General features: G+C 65.0%; 12 protein-coding genes and 1 tRNA gene. 7 read left to right on the top strand and 6 right to left on the bottom strand.

The window, feature by feature from the left end; genetic code table 11:
* Positions 1 to 156 precede the first annotated feature (156 nt).
* Positions 157 to 933 carry a YbaB/EbfC family nucleoid-associated protein gene (locus tag HMPREF9336_RS14295; RefSeq protein ID WP_021030744.1) on the top strand — a complete coding sequence of 259 codons (777 nt, stop codon included), beginning with the start codon at positions 157 to 159 and terminating at the stop codon, positions 931 to 933.
* Positions 934 to 965: 32 nt separating this feature from the next.
* Positions 966 to 1,577: a recombination mediator RecR gene (gene recR, locus HMPREF9336_RS14290; RefSeq protein ID WP_007468224.1), complete on the top strand. Its 612-nt coding sequence runs from the start codon at positions 966 to 968 to the stop codon at positions 1,575 to 1,577.
* Positions 1,578 to 1,751: 174 nt separating this feature from the next.
* On the opposite strand, the gene HMPREF9336_RS14285 is transcribed toward recR, so the two are convergent.
* On the bottom strand, positions 1,752 to 2,195 hold the full coding sequence (locus HMPREF9336_RS14285; RefSeq protein ID WP_007468223.1) for a hypothetical protein: 444 nt from the start codon (positions 2,193 to 2,195) through the stop codon (positions 1,752 to 1,754).
* A gap of 276 nt (positions 2,196 to 2,471) precedes the next feature.
* Here HMPREF9336_RS14285 and HMPREF9336_RS14280 point away from each other — a divergent pair, with 276 nt between their 5' ends.
* Complete coding sequence (locus HMPREF9336_RS14280; protein WP_021030743.1) at positions 2,472 to 2,759, top strand: hypothetical protein; 288 nt, start codon at positions 2,472 to 2,474, stop codon at positions 2,757 to 2,759.
* Positions 2,760 to 2,824: 65 nt separating this feature from the next.
* Here the strand turns inward: HMPREF9336_RS14280 and HMPREF9336_RS14275 are convergent, their stop codons facing one another.
* A complete protein-coding gene (locus HMPREF9336_RS14275) occupies positions 2,825 to 4,066 on the bottom strand; it encodes a L,D-transpeptidase (RefSeq protein ID WP_021030742.1) in 1,242 nt (413 codons plus the stop codon).
* A gap of 212 nt (positions 4,067 to 4,278) precedes the next feature.
* On the opposite strand from HMPREF9336_RS14275, the gene HMPREF9336_RS14270 reads away from it, so the two are divergent.
* Positions 4,279 to 4,351: transfer RNA gene (locus HMPREF9336_RS14270), tRNA-Lys, on the top strand.
* 29 nt (positions 4,352 to 4,380) lie between these two features.
* Here the strand turns inward: HMPREF9336_RS14270 and HMPREF9336_RS14265 are convergent.
* The 4 genes from HMPREF9336_RS14265 to HMPREF9336_RS14250 all read right to left on the bottom strand — a co-directional run bounded on the left by HMPREF9336_RS14265 (position 4,381) and on the right by HMPREF9336_RS14250 (position 9,638).
* On the bottom strand, positions 4,381 to 4,971 hold the full coding sequence (locus HMPREF9336_RS14265) for a site-specific integrase (RefSeq protein WP_021030741.1): 591 nt from the start codon (positions 4,969 to 4,971) through the stop codon (positions 4,381 to 4,383).
* 233 nt (positions 4,972 to 5,204) lie between these two features.
* Positions 5,205 to 7,397: an MMPL family transporter gene (locus tag HMPREF9336_RS14260; protein ID WP_007468218.1), complete on the bottom strand. Its 2,193-nt coding sequence runs from the start codon at positions 7,395 to 7,397 to the stop codon at positions 5,205 to 5,207.
* A complete protein-coding gene (locus tag HMPREF9336_RS14255) occupies positions 7,390 to 8,124 on the bottom strand; it encodes an O-methyltransferase (RefSeq protein WP_007468216.1) in 735 nt (244 codons plus the stop codon). The genes HMPREF9336_RS14260 and HMPREF9336_RS14255 overlap by 8 nt, the downstream gene beginning before the upstream one ends.
* Entirely contained in the window at positions 8,121 to 9,638 is a 1,518-nt protein-coding gene (locus HMPREF9336_RS14250) for a flavin-containing monooxygenase (RefSeq protein WP_007468214.1), read from the bottom strand. The genes HMPREF9336_RS14255 and HMPREF9336_RS14250 overlap by 4 nt, the downstream gene beginning before the upstream one ends.
* 739 nt (positions 9,639 to 10,377) lie before the next feature.
* On the opposite strand from HMPREF9336_RS14250, the gene HMPREF9336_RS14245 reads away from it, so the two are divergent.
* From HMPREF9336_RS14245 to HMPREF9336_RS14235, 3 genes are read left to right on the top strand one after another with little or no spacing between them, the layout of a single operon-like run.
* On the top strand, positions 10,378 to 12,108 hold the full coding sequence (locus HMPREF9336_RS14245; protein WP_007468212.1) for an AMP-binding protein: 1,731 nt from the start codon (positions 10,378 to 10,380) through the stop codon (positions 12,106 to 12,108).
* A gap of 43 nt (positions 12,109 to 12,151) precedes the next feature.
* Complete coding sequence (locus HMPREF9336_RS14240) at positions 12,152 to 13,210, top strand: type III polyketide synthase (RefSeq protein WP_007468210.1); 1,059 nt, start codon at positions 12,152 to 12,154, stop codon at positions 13,208 to 13,210.
* 11 nt (positions 13,211 to 13,221) lie between these two features.
* Positions 13,222 to 13,482: an acyl carrier protein gene (locus HMPREF9336_RS14235; RefSeq protein ID WP_007468208.1), complete on the top strand. Its 261-nt coding sequence runs from the start codon at positions 13,222 to 13,224 to the stop codon at positions 13,480 to 13,482.
* Positions 13,483 to 13,560: the final 78 nt, after the last annotated feature.

The following is a 13,560-nucleotide window of genomic DNA, read 5'->3' as shown; positions in this document are numbered from 1 at the left end:
CGCCGCTGTGCCGGCCCTCGCTCGCGAGCCTCTCCCTTCGCGATATCCGCACCGCACAGAAACGCCGCGCACCTGGTCACGAACCCCCTGCAGTGCCCCGGAGAGAAGGGCCGCACCTGGTATGTTCTTCACAATACGAGAGGAGAGTGATGGCGGGTGAGCACAAGCATCCCTGACCCCCGGGCCGTGCTGCAGCAACTGGAGGAGATCAAGCGCAAATACCTGGAAGCTCAAACGGACGTGGCCTCCGTGCGGGCGACCGGTTTCGACCAGGACCGGCAGGTGAGCGTGACCGTGCTCGGACTGGGCGAGGTCAGCGACATCAAAATCGACCCCGCCGCAGTGGACCCGGACGATGTCGAAGGGCTCCAACAGAAGATCTTGCAAGCCTTCCGCAGCGCGAACAACCAGGCGCGGGATCTCGCTTCGCACATTCTCTCCCCGCTCAACATCGCTCTTCCAGAGCCGGAGCCAGAGCCAGAGCCGGAGCCAGAGCCAGAGTCGGAGTCTCCAGAGCCAGAGTCGGACCCGGAACCGGTCCAGCAGCCTGCGGCCGAAGAGCCCGTCGAAGAGCCGTCTCCCGCCGCGCCTACGCTTTCGTCTCCGTCCGTGTCCGTCTCCACGCCCTCGCTGTCGCCAGGCGTCTCCCTCTCCCCCGGTCTCTCCGCGGAGGCGGCAAAGCCCGTCGCGGCCGTCCCAGACCTGGCCCTCCCAGAGTTCCCCGAGGAGCCCGCGCCAGCCGCCGCGCCTGAGCCGACAGCTCCAGATCTGAGCCTGCCCGACCTCCCCGCAGCAGCCCCATCGGCTGAAGAACCCGCGCCATCGCCCGCAGCTTCCGAACCAGCGGCTCCCGCGCACGCAGGCGAAACGGCCCCGCCCGGGCCTGAGCGGCCGTCGCTCGCCAATTATCAGCATTACCGGCCACGTTGGTGAGCCGCGCGCCGTGCGCGCAGTAGACTCCTGGAGTGTTTGAAGGCCCGGTCCAGGACCTCATTGATGAGTTGAGCCGCTTGCCCGGAGTCGGGCCCAAAAGCGCGCAGCGCATCGCGTTCCACCTCGTCGGGTCCCCGAAACCGGAGATCGACCGGCTCGGTTCGGCGCTCGCCAAGATCCGCGACGGCGTGCAGTTCTGCGATATTTGCGGGAACATCGCGGCAGACGAGATCTGCCGGATCTGCAAAGACCCGCGCAGAGATCTTTCCCGCATCTGCGTGGTCTCCCAGCCGAAGGACGTCGTCGCCATCGAACGCACCAGGGAGTTCCACGGCCGATACCACGTGCTCGGCGGAGCGCTCAACCCGCTCGCGGGCGTCGGACCCGACCGGTTGCGGGTCAAAGAACTGCTGACCAGGCTCGCGTCCGCTGTGGACGGGGTGACCGTCACCGAGATCATCATCGCGACAGACCCGAACACCGAAGGCGAAGCGACCGCCACCTACCTCGCTCGGATGCTCGCCAATTTCCCCGACTTAGAGGTGACTCGGCTCGCCTCGGGTCTGCCGATGGGCGGGGATTTGGAGTTCGCCGACGAGATGACGCTGGGCAGAGCGCTCGCCGGACGCCGCAGCCTCGCCTAACCAGCGGACACCGGAGGCGAACCAACCAACACCGAGCCGACGAGATGACGCTGGGCAGAGCGCTCGCCGGACGCGGCAGCCCCGCCTAACCAGCGGACACCGGAGGCGAACCAACCAGCACCGAGCCGACGAGATGACGCTGGGCAGAGCGCTCGCCGGACGCCGCAGCCCCGCCTAAGCCCGCGCAGCCCGCGTGAGCGCCGCGAGCGCGGCCTCGTACTCTCCCCGGTCGAACACGAACGGGCCGAAGCCTTCGTAATCGCGCTCCGGTCGGAACGGCTGCCCGAAACCGCTCCACGTCACCGAGTTCCGGGAAACCTGGATCCGGCAGCAGAACGGCCAGCAGCCCGCCTCCCCGCAACTGCAGCCGAGCAGGGCCGTTTTGCCCTCGCCGAACAACATGTCATCGCTTGTCTCGCCCAGATAGTAGGCGAGCAACGTGCCGGGGCTGCTGGTCAACGGCGCGTAGCCGCCAGACGGGACGAACCCGGCGCGGGCTTCGTACTGGGCGGCGAGCTCCACCAAACTCGTGCCGTCCACCACCGGGACCACACCAGCGAGGAGGGCCCAGCTCTCGAACTCCTGGAGGACGAACGCGATTGAAGAGAACCCGGCCACAGAAGCATCCTGCCGGAGACAGGGCCTTCTGGCAACGAGTTTCCCAAGGCTGCTCGCGCTCGCAGCGCGAAACAGTTTCGAAACCTCATTTCTCCGGGGAAGGGAACCAAACGCGGCCGCAGGGCGTCTAACCGTGTGAGAGCGCAACCCACCACAGGAGGGGGAGTTCTCGTCGCGCGAAGTTCAAGACAATGGCGTCTGAGCCTCAGACAACACAAGACGAGAAACTGAGCGGGAAACCACCCTGATATCTGATTTTTGAGCAAAGGAAACCACGTGAAGACCACTGTCATCGCAGCTCTCTGCCTGTTCGCCGGGGCGCTCGGCTCCCAAGCGCCCTCCGCCGAAGCGGCTCCGACTGCCCACACCAAGCCCGGCCCCGGCAACGGGCGCACGCTGTACACCGTGACCTGCCACTACGTGCAGCGCACCGCGAGCGGAGGCACCCGGTCCGGGGTTTCCTCCTCTTCTGCGCTCAACGCCGCCGAGGCGATGAGCGCCGCGCGCCGGGGCGTCCCGTCGAACGCCCAAGTCACCGGCTGCCAGACCTCGATCCAGCACTAGGGCCGCAGGCGAAAAGCGCGCGGGCAGAGATGCGATCTCTGCCCGCGCGCTTTTTCTGCAAGCCTTTACGACGTGCTCCGGTTGCCGGCTTTCCAGACCTCCCATGGGACATTCCAGTCGCCCAAGCCGTCGTTGCCCGGCAGCACAGTGCCCTTCGTGTTCTTCACCAGCACGACATCGCCGCGCTTGGCGTGCTCCAGGAACCATTTGCCGTCTTCCGGGCTCACGTTCAAGCAGCCGTGGCTCGTGTTCCTCTTGCCCTGCGCCCACAAAGACCACGGGGCCGCGTGGATGTAGATGCCGCTGTAGGAGATCTGGGTGGCCCAATTCACTTTGGTGCGGTACCCCATCGGCGACCACGTCGGCAGGCCGAAGGTCGAAGAGTCCATGATCATGGACTGGTTACGGTCGCCGACGATGTAATAGCCGTTGTTCGTCAACAGCCTCGGGTCGTCCATCCCCATCGACGTCGGCATCGTGCGGACCAACTCGCCGTTCACGAACACCTGGATCTGCTTGGTGTTGTCGTCCGCAACAGCCAGCAGCTCGTCGCCGATGGTGAAGCTCGTGGCGATGTCCTGCTGCCCGTACATCCCGTTGCCGAGGTCCACGCCGTAGTCGTGGACCTCCACAGACACCTTGGTGCCCGTCTTCCAGAAATGCTCGGGCCGCCACCGGACCTCGGTCGGGGAGATCCAGTAGAACGCGCCCTCGACGGCGGGCTCGGTCGTGACCTTGATCGCCTTCTCCGCCGCCGCGCGGTCCGCGATCGGCTCGTCGAACTTCACGCCGACCGGTTGGGCGACGCCGACGACCTCCCCGTTCCCGTTGCCCTTGTTGAAATACGGCATGGTCAGCGCCTTCGGCACCGACGTCGTGAACGTCCGGGTCAGCTTGCTCGCCCCGCTCGCGCCCATGACCTCGGCCTTGAGCGTGTACTTCTTCCCGTAGCCGAGCGGCTCCGCAGTGCGCCAGCCGTGCTTGTCGTCGCTCAATTGCGTCTTGACCGCCGTGCCGTCCGCCCCGGTCAGCGTCGCGGAGACGATCACTCCGCCGGTGGCGGCCAGCGTGACCGGCTCCGCCGGGGAGACCCCGGTCGCGCCGTCTTTCACCGAGACGTCCAGCTTCGGCTGCAACGCCTCCTCCGCGGAGCCCGCCGCGCCCTGCGCGACGCCCGCGGTCGCGTGGCGCTGCTCCGAGCCGCAAGAGACCGAGCCGAGCATCAGCCCGACCGCTGTCGCGGCGGCGACCGAGCGGCTCAACCAAGCATTGCTCGCCTGTCGCGTAGGCCACACAGCCTCAGGCATCTCGCGTCCTCCTTCTGGCTCGCGGCCAGAGTTCCAAGGAAGCGCTCCACCGCTGGTCAAGCCATAGATCGGCCAAACCATAGCGCAGCGCTGAACCCCAATTGATTGCTTCGCCGCCATAGTACGGGATCGCGCGGTCCAACGCCAGTAGCGGACGTGGTGTCGCAAGGGTGTCGCGAGCACCCCTTTGGGCCTGTTACTATTTACGGCACGCGCTAGTAGCTCAACTGGCAGAGCAGCTGACTCTTAATCAGCGGGTTCGGGGTTCGAGTCCCTGCTGGCGCACAACGTCGGGCCTGGTCGGATCGTGTTTCTCACGAACTGGCCAGGCCCGATTTTTTTGCCCATCCGATGTTTTCGTCCAACAAGGCGGCCACTTCGCGGCGGATTTTGTTCCTGCCGTAGTAGACGTTCTGCGTCATCGAGACGTGCGCGTGGCCGATCTGGTCGGACGCGGCCAGATCGTCTAGACCCGCATCTTTGATGCTGGTGGCCGTGGTCTTGCGGTACGTGTGCGTCACAACCCAGTCCAGCCCGAGCGCGACCCGCACGCGCCGCCATTGCCGCTGCGTGTTGCGAGGATCACGAAGCGACCCGTTCGCGGCTGGGAAGACCAGCGGCAGCAGTTCAGCGTCTTTCTGGATCTTGGTGGCCGAGACGAAGCCACGGCGCGCGCTGAGCGCTTGCGCCTTCTTGCGCGCGGCGAGCATGGCGACCACTTTGGACGGCAGGGCGAACACCCGCCCGTCGCCCGCCTCGCTCTTGGTGAACTCCTCGCGGATCAGCCCTTGCCCGCTCCCCCGCGTCACCTTGCCGCTGAGCGTGAGCGTCTTTTCCTGCAAGTCGATGTCCGACCAGAGCAGCCCGAGCAGTTCCCCGGTCCTCAGCCCCGTTCCGGCGAGCATCACGAAGATGTCGACCAGGTCAGCGCTCGCCGCGTACGCCTTGACGGTCGGACGATAACCCTTGGGCTTGACCTGCTTGCCGTCCTTCGGTTCGGGGTTCGAGTCCCTGCTGGCGCACGTCGGCTCCCCAGGTCAGAAGCAATTCCGATCTGGGGGCGTTTTCGTTTTCACGGCTTCTGCGGGCTCCCAAGCGGGTCGATAGGCTTGAGCGCCCCGGAACCGGCGAGAGCCGCTCAGCCGTCGGCGAACCCCGCTTTCGAATGCAGTCGGCCGAGCGGCTTCGGCACCCACCAGTTCCATCGTCCGGCGAGTTTCATGAACGCGGGGACGAGCACCATTCGGACCAGTGTCGCATCCGCGCCGACCGCGAGCACGAGGAACACGCCGAACATCCTCATGAAGGAAACCTGCGCAGAGCACATGGACGCGAAGACGATGCACATGAGCATGGCTGCAGCGGTGACGATCCGACCAGACGTGGCGACGCCGAGCGCCACGGACCGCTCGTTGTCCGCCGGGGTCTGGTCCGACGCGAGCCAATGCTCCCTGATCCTGGAGACGATGAACACCTCGTAATCCATGGAAATCCCGAAAGAAAGGATGGACATGAAGACCAGCATGTTCAACGCCAGCGTGCCGGTGGGAGTGGTCCCGAGCGCCCCGAGGTGGCCTTCTTGGAACACCCAGACCAAGGCTCCGAGCGCCGCCGTGAGCGACAAGGTGTTCAACACGAGGGATTTGATCGGTAGCACGATGCTTCCTGTGAGCAAGAACAGCAGCACGAACGTGCTCAAGGCAATAAGGCCGAGGACGAGCGGCGCGTATGCCATGACGCCGTCCGTGGCGTCCGAGGCCAACTGCTCTTGTCCGGTGAATTCGGCCTTCGCCTGGCCCGGCGGAGGAACCGCGCGCAACGCCCGGAGCTGCTCGGTCGCGGCTTCGGAGAACGCGGCGACCGACGGGGCGCGGACGACGGTGAGCCACACGCGGCCCGCCTTGGCCCCGGCGCTGAACGAGGGGGGACCGATCCGGCTCCCATCGTGGTGCGCCCCGTCCGGGCTGTTCACCACGTCGACCCCGGACACACGGGAGAGCTGGTTCGCGTAGTCGCCGAGCGCGGCGGCTTCCGTCTTGCCGACGTCGGACAGGACGATGGATGTGACATCTGCCGGATTCACCTGGAACTGCGCGCGCAACTGGTCACCCACCTGCCGCGCGGACGAGGACGGGGGAAGGACTTGGTCGGTCGGCGTGCCGAATCGGGCGCGCAAGAACGGGCTGCCCAGCACGAGCAGCACGAGGACGCCGCAAACGAGGGCGAGGACCGGCCGCCGCATGGCCCGCTCGGCGGACCGGCGCCAGAAATTCCGCTCGCCGCCTTCTTGCCGCTGGGCCGACAGCTGCCCGATCCGGTCCCCGAGCAAGACGATGAGCGCGGGGGCGACGACGACCGCCGAGGCGGCGGCGACGGCGACCACGCCCATGGCCGTGTAGGCCATCGAGCGCAAGAAGTACATCGGGAAGAGCGTCATCGAACTCGCGGCAAGCGCGACCGTGACCGCGGAGAACAAGACCGTGCGCCCCGCTGCGCCCACCGCCGCGCGCAAGGCGTCGTCCCGGTCGCCCAGCCGTCGAGCCTCCTCGCGGTATCGGCTCACCATCAGGAGCGTGTAATCGATCCCCAGCGCCAAGGCCATGGCCGTGGTGACGTTCATGGCGTAGACGGAGACCTGTGTGACCTCGGTGAGCAAACGCAGCTCGGCGAGCGTCCCCACCACCGCGAGCCCGCCGACCACGATCGGCAGCATGGCCGCGTACAGCCCGCCGAACACCCAGATCAGCGCGATGAAGCTCAACGGAACGGCAATCGCCTCCATGAGCAAGAGGTCTTTTTGGCTTTGCTCGGCGATCTCGGCCTGCTCGATCGCGGTCCCGCCCGCGAGGACGGCCAATCCGTCGTGCGCCGAGACAACCGCGTCCACGGCGGCCTTCGCGTTGCTCGGAGCCTGTTCCTCGCCTCCGGCCACGGAGGCGAGGACCATGGCGGACTTTCCGTCCTTGCTGACCAAGGACGTCGTCACAGACGGCGGCGCGGTCCACGGCGAAAGGACGGACGCGACGCCCCCGGCGGAGCCGATTTGCCGCGTCATCGCGCGGCCAGCACGGGCCGTTTCCGGATCGTCTATGCCGTTCGGCGTCTTCACAAGCAGCACGAGGTCCATGTCTCCCTGGCCGAAATACTCCGAGAGGAGGCTGTTGGCCCGGGCCGACTGGGAGTCGGGATTGAACTGGCCGCCGCCGAGGAGATGCGAGATCGCGGCGGAGCCGAGCGCGCCGCACGCCGCCGCGAGGCAGACGGCCACGAGCAACACCCTTTTGGGCATGCCGATCGCGAGATCGGCGATGCGGCTGAGGCGTTCAGCCACGGACCGCCCCTAGGTAGGTCGACTCCAACACCAAGTCGGGGATGAACGACTGGTACTCCAGATGCGTCTTGTGCTCCACGGTCCGCCAGTCTTTGCCCTCGTGCTCGCGCATGTGCGCGAGGTACTTCGGCGCGCCGGGGACCTTCACGTTGTCGGCGACCACGACCGCGCCTTCGCGCAGAAACCCCGCGTCGAGCAACAACTCCAGGTCGGAGAGGTACACGCTGTGCTCGTGATCGATGAAGAGGAAGTCCAAGGATTCCGGCCCCAGGCCGAACTCCGTCCGCAGCCGCCCGAGGGTTTTGCCGTCGCCGAGGGCGCCGACCACGGCGGTGATCCGGTCGGCCACGCCCGCGTGCTGCCAGATCGTCGTCGCGGTCTGCGCGTTGAACGGGCTTATCTCCACGGAGTACAGGTGCGCGCCCGGCGGCATGGCCCGCGCGATCCGCAGTCCGCTGTATCCGCAAAAAGCTCCCAGCTCCATCAGTCGGCGCGGCTGGGCCCGCGCGACCGCGCCGTCGAGCAACAGGCCCTTCTCGTCGCCAACGTTCATGAGAAAGGCGCGTTTGCTCCCGAACTCGTCGATCAGCTTGATCACGCCGTCGACGTCGCCCGGTTCGGCGTTCGCCGTCACATGCTCGACCAGCGCTTGCTTGTTCGCGCTGTCCGTGTCTCCCTTTCGCGTCGCCGACTTGGCGAGAGACCAATAATAGGACAACCTGCTCATCGCACGCTCCTCGCTGTGTCGGGGCCGCACGGGGCGACCGTGTGGTAGGCCAGGTCGTAGTCGGCCAGGTCGAGTTTCCCCATCTGACGGCGGTAAGCGGTGACCCCGCCGGGGAACATCATTCCGTTGAACCCGCTTTCGGTCAGGTACCAGCTCTGGCAGCCTGAGTTGAACGTCGTCTTCGCGAGTTTGCGCTGCAACCGAGCGTTGTGCGCGGCTTGGGCTTGCGGTTTCACGTCTAAAAAACGCAGGTCTCTGCTGAGGAGCTCTTTGATCCCCCGGACCGAATAACGGACCTGCTCCTCGATGAACAGCAGTTCGGAGCTGTGCCCGAACGCGTTCGGGCCCATGATCCAAAAGTAGTTCGGGTAGCCGGAGACGTTCACGCTCTTGTAGCCGACCATGCCGTGCGCCCAGTCCTCGGCGATGGTCCGCCCTCCCCTTCCGATCAACCGGAACGCCGAGCCTCGGTCCCCCACGTCGTAGCCGGTGGCGAAGACGATGCAGTCGAGCTTGTGCTCCGAGCCGTCCGCGGCCCTGACGCCGTCCTCTCGGACCTCGACCACCGCATGCGGCACGAACGTGCAGTTCTGCCGCTGTATGGCCGGGTAGAACGCGCTCGTGATCAATGGGCGCTTGCACCCGAGGCGGTAGCGGGGAGACAGTTGCGCGCGCAACCGGGGATCTTTCACCTGCGAGCGCAGATGTCGTCTCGACACGCCTTCGGCGACTTTGGTGAGCGGCGTGATCCAGACAAGGGCGTAGGTCAAAAGCTCGTAGAACGAGTACAGCGCCCCCCGAACGGCTCGTTGCGCGCCGGGGAAGCGGCGGAACAGCCGTTTGAGCGCGTCCGGGATCTGAAAGTTCACCCGAGGGATCACCCATGCCGGGGTCCGTTGGAACACGACAAGCTGGTCGACGACCTCGACCAGCTCCGGGATGACCTGCACGGCGCTGGCCCCAGTCCCGACGACGCCGACGCGTTTGCCCGCGCAGTCGTAGCCCGTGTCCCAGTTGGCGCACAAGATCTTGTGCCCGCCGAACGCGTCGAGGCCGGGCACCTTTGGGAAGCTCGCGTTCGAGAGCAGGCCGTCGGCTCCGATCACCGCGCGCGCCGCGAAACGCCGCCCGTCCTCGGTCTCGATCCGCCATCTGCCCTCGCGCTCGTCGAACGCCGCTTGGCAGACGTTCGCCCCGAACCGAATCGACGGATCCAATTCGAATCGCCGGACGATGTTCTCAATATAATTTTGTATTTCTGACGCAGTGGCGTTCACTGCGCTCCAATCCGGGTTCGGCGCGAAGGACAAAGAGTACAGCCACGCGGGCACGTCCACCTCCGCTCCGGGATACACCGCGTCTCGCCACGTCCCTCCGACTCGTTCCGCCCGTTCAAGAATGGCAAAATCGGAAATACCAGTCTCGCGAAGTTTGATCGCGGAAGCCAATCCCGCGAAACCAGCTCCGACGATGACGACATCGATCAGCACCCAATTGGAGTCTCGCTTCGGCATACGTAGATTCTACTTGAACGCCGAGGCCTCGGTCTGTTTTATATTCATGTTCCTACTTCACGAATAAAGGCGGTGATTTTTTACTTCTTGGTGAACATAAGCGGGAATTCGGCGCACCCGAGGGCATGAGCAAGACACGGGCGGCGATGTTCGCGGATCGAGACTTCTCTCTGCGACAATCCTCCCCGCAACCCTCTCCGTAAATATTTACAAACGGTTACAAACGCCGTGTTTGAAGTTAAAAGCGCCGCGCCTGCTTTACATCGTGCTTAACCGCAGTTCGCACGGCCCATCCCGCTTCATTCGCAATCTTGGCCACGCCCCTATGACGGATATCTCATTGCGCCCCACAGGCGGCCGGACTATCTTTATTACTGTAACGGGCAGCCCCGCTATAGGGCGCCGTGATTACTGCGATGAGCAACAAATTAATAATCTGACAGCCGCATGACGCCGACCCGGATGGGCGGAACGAGAACCCCGTCCGCCATGTCCGACGCACCCTTGCTCGGGGTTTCATGCGCGGTATGAAACCCCGCTATTTCAGCGAATTCCGGCTTGGCGCAACAATCCTGATAGTTTCGCGTGGTGCACGCGTATGCGGTATGTGAAATATTTTCATGGGCCGCTCACATCGATCGGCCGCCGAATCTCGTATCGCTCTTCAGCATCGCAGTCGTCCCTGGCGACATGCGACCTGAAGCCATACCTTATTCAAAATTAGGAGCGCACTGTGGGAATGCTCACCTGGCTCGACAGCCCGTCTCTAGACACCGGCATATATTTCGCGTCGGATGACGCGAATCCCGTGTGGTCGTTCGCCTCGTACGCCGACCTGGCCGGGGATGCGCTTCGCACGGCGAGCCTGCTGCGGCGGCACGGGCTTGAGCGCAACGGCGTCGTGTCCATCCTTCTTCCCGAACCAAGGGACTTCCTCCCCGCCTTCTACGGAGCGCTGGCCGCCGGAGGGACCCCCTCCCCGATGGCGACGCCGCTGACATTCCGATCATTCGATCAGTACAAACAGCACGTCGCCGACATTCTTCACGCCTCCGAGCCCGCGCTGGTGCTCGTGGACCCGGCGCTGGCCGACCTCGTCCGAGCGGCCGTGGCGGCGAGAGAGCTCCGCGCCGTTGTGCTCGAATTCCACGCGGGCCTCGCCGACGGCGAGGAGGCTGGTCCGCCGGGCCTCCTCGCAGACTTCGCCCTCCTGCAGTTCACCTCCGGGTCCAGCGGCACGCCAAAGGGCGTGCAGGTGAGCGCGACAAACCTGACGGACAATATCGCGGCGATAGGCGCGCGCTCCGAAGTGACGCGCGATGACACGTTCGTGAGCTGGTTGCCTCACTATCACGACATGGGCCTCATCGGGGTTTTGCTCCAAATGGCCACGTTCGGGGTCAACCTCCGCCTGCTCAAACCGGTTCAGTTCGTCCGATCGCCGATTGCCTGGCTGCGCTCTCTCGGTCAGGACGGCGCCACGGCGACAGTCGCCCCGAGCTTCGGCTACGCCTACGCCGCGCGGCGGGTGAGGCCCGAGGATTTGGAAGGTTTCGACTTCTCCCGATGGCGGATGGCGGCGATCGCCGCAGAACGCACAGATCCCGTCGGAATCAGGAAGTTCGTCGAACTCGCCGAACCGCACGGGTTCTCCCCCAAGGCGTTCCAGGTGGCGTACGGGCTCGCCGAAGCGACGCTCGGGGTGAGCTCCACCCGGATCGGCAAGCCGATCCGCATGGTCCAGCTCGAACAGAGCGCGTTGCGCGACGACGAACCGGTCGTGATAGCGCAAGAGTCCGTGCTCGGCGCTCCCGTGTCGGAGGGCAACTGGCTGGTGAGCTGCGGCACCGGCGACAAGACGATCCGCCCGGAGATCATCGACGGGAATGGCGACCCGCTTCCTGAACTGCGCCACGGCCAGATCCGCGTGCATGGGTCGAGCGTCGCGCACGGGTACAGGGCGGCTCCGCACGCGCAAACCTCGACCTCGTTCCACGATGGCGTCTTGGACACCGGCGACACGGGGTTCATGCTGGACGGCGAGCTGTATGTCATCGGCCGGATGGGCGACAGCATCAAAGTGCGCGGCGTGAAACTCTTCGCCGAAGACCTCGACGTGAAGATCGGGCTCTCGGCCGGACTGCGCATCGGGCGGCACGCCGCAATCCTCGGCACGGTCGGCAGCACGGACGTGGTCTCGGTTATCGTGGAGAGCCCAGACTCGGCGTGGCTTCCCGCCGTCAAATCCGTGCTCTCCTCTGTCACATCGGAGAACATCGGCGTGGCGGTCTTCCGGGGGGAGGCCGGGGCGATCGAACGCACCTCGAGCGGCAAACCGAGACGTCGTGTCCTATGGCAGCGCCTCCTCGACGGCGAGCTCCCCGTCGAACTGGTCCACACGAACTGGGGCGATGTCGCGACGGGGCCTCATCCATGGCCAACGCGCGAGCGAGCCGCGTCACCGGCATGACGCTCCCGTCGCCAACACGAACTCCCGTATCGAAGGAAACCTTATGACCACAGCGCACATCAATAAGATCGCGACAGCGACTCCCGAATACGACATGCATCGACCGTTCCTCGACTTCGCCGAGAACAACTTCGAGGACACGAAGCAGCGCATGCTTTTCCGCAGGATGGTCGAGCGGGCGAATATCTCCCACCGTTGGACGCATGTCCCCGGCATCGCCGACTTCTACAAGGACGGCCCGAACGACATCGATCTGCGCACCCGCATGGTCCTGTACGAGCAGTACGCGCCCAAGATGGCGGTCGAGACGGTGAACAAGCTGGACCTCGGCCCCGCCACCGCCGAGATCACGCATCTCATCGTCGTGACGTGCACCGGGTTCTTCACCCCGGGGATCGATTTCGCGATCATGAACAACTGCGGCGTTCCCACCTCGGTGGAGCGCACCCAGGTCGCCTTCATGGGCTGTTTCTCGGGCGTCAACGGCATTAAACTCGCCCACCACATCGTCCGCTCAGAGCCGCAGGCCAAAGTGCTCGTCGTCGCTCTCGAGCTCAGCTCGTTGCACCTGCAAGCCAGCCAGGACCTCGAAACAATGCTCGCCTACACGATCTTCGGCGACGGCTGCGCGGCGGCGCTGATCACTGCCGAGGAGGCGGGCATCGCGATGGACTCGTTCAAAGCGCTAGTAATACCCGGGACCGAGAACCTGATGACCTTGAAGATCGGCGAACGTAGCGTGGAGATGTACCTTTCGGGCAAAGTCCCCAACGCTCTGGGCAAAGCCCTCCAAGAGGGAGACGCTATGCTTCTCATCCTCGACGGCGCCAAGAAGCAGTCCATCGATCTCTGGGCCATCCATCCCGGCGGCCGTTCGATCCTCGACGCGGTGGCCAGGGCGGTGGAGCTCACCGAGGAAGACCTCGCCATCTCCCGGAGCGTGCTGAACAACTACGGCAACCTCGCCTCGGCGACAATTCTCTACGTCTTCGCCGAAATCCTGCGCCAGAATGAGGATGGCGAGCTGTCGGGCCAAACGGGTTGCGCGCTGGCCTTCGGGCCGGGGCTCACCGCCGAGACCATGCTCTTCCGAGCCGCGTAGGAGGGTCGCACATGCAGGATCCGGACCACGTGCGCACGCGCGTCTACAACCTCGTCGGAAGGCTCAGCCCAGAAGGGCCGAAGGAAATCCTGCCGACCGATCGGATTATCGACGACCTCGGCTATCACTCGGTGAAGGTGGTGGAGTTGGTCATCGAGATCGAGCTCGAATTCAATCTGCCCCCCTTCAGCGAGGCGGACACCGCTGGCGTGGAGACTGTGGACGATATCGTCCAATTGGTCGAGAAACGGATCGCGACGCGCGCTTTGTAGGGATGAATCCAGCACGATCGCGATACAGCCGGGTTCATCCACGAGGATAATATCTCTATTGATGATTTCATTGATGCT

Source organism: Segniliparus rugosus ATCC BAA-974 (genome assembly GCF_000185725.2).
Classification (GTDB): domain Bacteria; phylum Actinomycetota; class Actinomycetes; order Mycobacteriales; family Mycobacteriaceae; genus Segniliparus; species Segniliparus rugosus.
This window is presented reverse-complemented; position numbering and strand designations above follow the sequence as displayed.

Excerpts from the sequence above, each read along its gene's own strand:
- HMPREF9336_RS14275 (WP_021030742.1), bottom strand. The coding sequence starts at position 4,066 with ATGCCTGAGGCTGTGTGGCCTACGCGACAGGCGAGCAATGCTTGGTTG.
- HMPREF9336_RS14265 (WP_021030741.1), bottom strand. The coding sequence starts at position 4,971 with ATGCTCGCCGGAACGGGGCTGAGGACCGGGGAACTGCTCGGGCTGCTC.
- HMPREF9336_RS14255 (WP_007468216.1), bottom strand. The coding sequence starts at position 8,124 with ATGAGCAGGTTGTCCTATTATTGGTCTCTCGCCAAGTCGGCGACGCGA.
- HMPREF9336_RS14250 (WP_007468214.1), bottom strand. The coding sequence starts at position 9,638 with ATGCCGAAGCGAGACTCCAATTGGGTGCTGATCGATGTCGTCATCGTC.
- HMPREF9336_RS14245 (WP_007468212.1), top strand. The coding sequence starts at position 10,378 with ATGCTCACCTGGCTCGACAGCCCGTCTCTAGACACCGGCATATATTTC.
- HMPREF9336_RS14240 (WP_007468210.1), top strand. The coding sequence starts at position 12,152 with ATGACCACAGCGCACATCAATAAGATCGCGACAGCGACTCCCGAATAC.
- HMPREF9336_RS14235 (WP_007468208.1), top strand. The coding sequence starts at position 13,222 with ATGCAGGATCCGGACCACGTGCGCACGCGCGTCTACAACCTCGTCGGA.